General features: G+C 72.3%; 5 protein-coding genes. 3 read left to right on the top strand and 2 right to left on the bottom strand.

What is annotated here, in order from left to right:
* On the top strand, positions 1 to 1217 hold a 1217-nt coding region (locus GT045_RS06260; protein ID WP_161333547.1), incomplete at its 5' end, for a PLP-dependent aminotransferase family protein.
* 298 nt (positions 1218 to 1515) lie between these two features.
* Here GT045_RS06260 and GT045_RS06265 read toward each other — a convergent pair.
* The gene (locus tag GT045_RS06265) at positions 1516 to 1770 is read right to left on the bottom strand and encodes a DUF397 domain-containing protein (protein ID WP_161293237.1); all 255 of its coding nucleotides are present in this window, start codon (positions 1768 to 1770) and stop codon (positions 1516 to 1518) included.
* The gene (locus GT045_RS06270; protein WP_161293239.1) at positions 1771 to 2631 is read right to left on the bottom strand and encodes a helix-turn-helix transcriptional regulator; all 861 of its coding nucleotides are present in this window, start codon (positions 2629 to 2631) and stop codon (positions 1771 to 1773) included. It lies immediately after the preceding gene.
* Between the two features lie 188 nt (positions 2632 to 2819).
* Between GT045_RS06270 and GT045_RS06275 the strand changes: the two genes are divergently transcribed.
* Both GT045_RS06275 and GT045_RS06280 read left to right on the top strand, forming a co-directional pair.
* Positions 2820 to 3596 carry an ATP-binding protein gene (locus GT045_RS06275; protein ID WP_202527311.1) on the top strand — a complete coding sequence of 259 codons (777 nt, stop codon included), beginning with the start codon at positions 2820 to 2822 and terminating at the stop codon, positions 3594 to 3596.
* The coding region (locus tag GT045_RS06280; RefSeq protein WP_202527313.1) for a hypothetical protein at positions 3593 to 3846 on the top strand (254 nt) is incomplete at its 3' end. The genes GT045_RS06275 and GT045_RS06280, both read left to right, overlap by 4 nt.

The raw sequence follows: 3846 nt of genomic DNA on the forward strand, positions 1-3846 counted from the left end.
GGACGCGGGTCGCCGCCGGGCCGGCGACCGCGCCGTCCGGGCAGGGGGCGAGGCCCGGGCAGCGGCACCGGCAACCGCGCACACCCGTGCCGCTTCCGCCGCGTGCGCACGGCCCCCGGCACAACCTGAGGCAGGGCACACCGGACGCGTCGTCCTTTCCGCGCACGGCCTGGACGGCCTCGTACCGCCGGGCGTTGCAGGCGGCGCCGAGCGAGGCCTTCGGGCCGGGCGATCCCGCCGGACGCCCGGAACTGCGGCAGGCGCTGACGGAGTACCTGGCCCGGGCGCGTGGGGTGCGCACCGAGCCGGACCGGATCGTGATCTGCTCAGGTTTCGCGCACGCGTTGCGGCTTCTCTTCGACCGGGGCACACGGGAGGGACCGGCTGCGGGTGGGGTGCTGCGCGGTCCGCTCGGCGTGGAGGCGTACGGGCTGGGCTTCCACCGGGAGCTGTTCGCGGCGGCCGGGGTACGCACCGTACCGCTGCCGCTGGACGAGCACGGCGCGCGGGTGGACGCGCTCGGGCGTGAGCGAGCCGTGCTGCTGACGCCCGCGCACCAGTTCCCGACCGGCGGCCCGCTGCACCCGGAGCGCCGGGCGGCGGTGATCGACTGGGCGCGGACTCGGGGGGCGGTGGTGCTGGAGGACGACTACGACGGCGAGTTCCGGTACGACCGCCGTCCCGTCGGCGCGTTGCAGGGGCTCGATCCGGAGCGGGTGATCCACGTCGGTTCGGTCAGCAAGAGCCTGTCACCGGCGCTCCGGCTGGGCTGGATGGTGCTGCCGCAGCGGTACGTGGGGCCGGTGCTTGCGGCGAAAGGCGAGCGGGAGGCGTGGGCGAGCGTCCTGGACCAGCTCGCCCTCGCCGACTTCGTCACCTGCGGCGCGTACGACCGTCACGTGCGGCGTATGCGGCAGCAGTACCGGCGGCGCCGGGACCGGCTGGTCGCCGCGCTCGCGGCGCGGGCGCCGCACGTCGAGGTCACGGGAATCGCGGCGGGGCTGCACGCGGTGCTGCGGCTGCCGCCCGGCACGGAGCGATCGACCGTGAAGGCCGCCAGGTGGCAGGGCGTCGCTCTCGACGGCCTGGCCGCGTTCCGGCATCCGCAGGCTCCGACGACGGCCGGCGACGGACTGGTGGTCGGGTACGCGACCCCGTCCGAACACGCCTACGAGGCTGCTCTGGAGGCACTGTGCGAGGTACTGCCGCCGGAGTGAGGCCGGGGCCCGGGCCCCGGGGAGCCGTCCCGGTAACGGGCCCCCGATCTGCACGAGACCCCCGGTCCGCACGAGACCCCCGGTCCGCGCGAGGCCCCTGACCTCGACGAGGCCCTGCCCCGCACAGGGCTCCCGGCCCCCGGCTCCCCGCCCCCCGGGGTCCCTCGGGGCGGGTGCACGGCCTCGACGCCAGGCCGGCCAGATCACTCGACGTCTCAACACAATTCACTGAAAGCAATGCAGAAGGTGAGCAAGAGACAAAAATCGCCCAGGGCCGTGATGCCTGGCCTCGGTGCGTTCAGGACAGCAGGAAGTCGGCCTCCCCCGCCTTGGCGCCTTCGATGAAGGCGGTCATCTCGGCCATGGTGTAGATCAGCGCCGGCCCGTCCGGGTCGGTCGACTGGCGCACGGCGATCCGGCCGTCGGCCAGCTTCATCGCCTCCAGGCAGTTACCGCCGTTGCCGCCGCTCCACGGCTTGTGCCACCCCTCACTGCCCAACTCCCGTGCGGGCATGCCGTTGTAGACGCGTCCGCGCGGCCTGATGCGATCCATTCACAGCTCCTTGCGGAGATCCCGGAGGATCTCCTTCGTGCGTTGTGCCGTAGCGGCCTGCGCCGCCATGCGGTCCATGACCTCCAGGTGGGTCGCCACCTCGGTGCGCGCGTCCAGGTAGACCGCGCCGGTCAGGTACTCGCTGTAGACCATGTCCGGCAGTTCTGACATGGCAAATCGGAACAGCACGAAGGGCCCGTACGTGCCCGGGTGCGGCCCGTTGGCGAACGGGGCGACCTGGAGCGTCACATGGGCCAGCTTCGTGGCCTCGAGCAACTTGTCGATCTGGGCGCGCATCACCTCCGGGCCGCCGACCGGGCGGCGCAGGGCGGTCTCGTCCATCACCGCCCAGAAGCGCGGGGCGTCGGGGCGGGTGAGGAGTGCCTGGCGTTGCATGCGCAGCGCGACGTGTCGCTCGATGTCGTCCGGGCTCGTCTGCCCGACGGCGCCCGACTTCAGTACCGCGCGCGCGTAGTCCTCCGTCTGCAGCAGTCCGGGGACGAAGTGCGGCTCGTAGGAGCGGATGAGGCCGGCCGCGCCCTCCAGGCTGACGTACATCGAGAACCAGTTCGGCAGGATGTCGTGGAACCGCTGCCACCAGCCCGGTCTGTTGGCCTCCTCGGCCAGCTGCACGAAGAGAGCGGCCTCGTCGTCAGGGACGCCGTACGCCTTCAGCAGCAGTTGCAGGTAGGGGATTTTGAGGGAGACCTCGGCCATCTCCATGCGACGGACGGTGGCGGGGGCCACCCGGAGGACGCGGGCGGCCTCCTCGCGCTTCAGTCCGGCGCGTTCCCGCAGGTCCAGCAGGCGTCGACCGAGGACCACCTGGCCCACCGTCGGCGCGGACCGCGGTTCGCTCACGCTCCCACCTCCACCGAAGCCTCCACCGAAAGTTTCCTGACAGCCCTACGGCGCCATTCGAAGGTTCGTTCGAAGATCGGGGCGGATCTCCGAAGACTCCAATTGGCGCCGCGCGTGGTGCTGTTGCGAGCAGTGTGCCACGGCCCCTCACCGAGTCACACAGCACTCTGCAATTTTCAGAGTGACTCTTGCCAAGTGTCCGCGGCAGGGAGATAGTGGCAGGCGTGATTCCGTCCGCGCCTTTAGGAACAGACGCCGCCTCAGACCGATCCGGTCGCGGCGCCGATCGGGGTCCCACCGCGCGAGCCGGTTCGAGCGTGGGGGACGGAGCGAACCCGTACGGGGGCGCTGCCGAGCGCAGGTTCCGCTTCGAGCTGGCCGCACATCCGGGTTCCGTCGCCCGGGCGAGACACCTCGCGCACGCCCGGCTGTCCCGCTGGGCGATCTGCGCCGACACCTGTGACAGCGCGAGCCTGGTGATATCCGAGCTGGTCACCAACGCGATCGTGCACACGGCGAGCAGCCGTGTCGTGTGCGAGCTGCACGACCACGACGACACGGTGCGCATAGCCGTACGAGACGAGGGCTGTGCTCCTGGAGAACCCCACCCGTCACCGCAGCGACCCGACGAGGAGCACGGGAGGGGGTTGCTTCTCGTCGACGCGCTGTGCCGGGCCTGGGGGGTTCAGGAGCACGGCCCCGGCCTGCTGGTCTGGGCCGAACTGCCGCGCCGGACCGGTACCGACCAGGAGACCGCCGGACCCCGGGGCGACCTCGGCTGGGGCGCCCGCCCGAAGCCGGGCCGTCCGGACGACTCCGACGAGGACCAGTCGGCCGAGGCGAGCCGGCGGACGCCCGGACAGCGCCGCCGGGAGGAGCCGGGGCCGCGTCATCGGGGCGGGTCCGCGACGCACCACCGGCACGTCACCCATCCGGAGCAGCGTGCGCGCGAGGAGCGGACGTGACGGGCCCCGGCGAGGGCGGACAGCGGGGTGACACCGGTACCGGCCGGAAGCATGCCGTCGTCCCCGGCGCCTGGACGTGCCGGCCACCAGCCGTCGACTCGGCCCCCGGCGGCGGCCCGGAAGACGCCCTCTGCACCACCAGCGCGAGCACCAGCAGCGGCGCCGGCACGAGCACGAGCCACAGCACCAGCACCAGCACCAGCAGCGGTATCGGTATCGGTATCGGTATCGGTATCGGTATCGGTATCGG

The sequence above is a fragment of the Streptomyces sp. SID486 genome (assembly GCF_009865385.1).
GTDB lineage: Bacteria > Actinomycetota > Actinomycetes > Streptomycetales > Streptomycetaceae > Streptomyces.

What these genes read in the sequence shown, in the direction of transcription:
- GT045_RS06265 (WP_161293237.1), bottom strand. Translation starts at nt 1,770, where the DNA reads ATGGATCGCATCAGGCCGCGCGGACGCGTCTACAACGGCATGCCCGCA.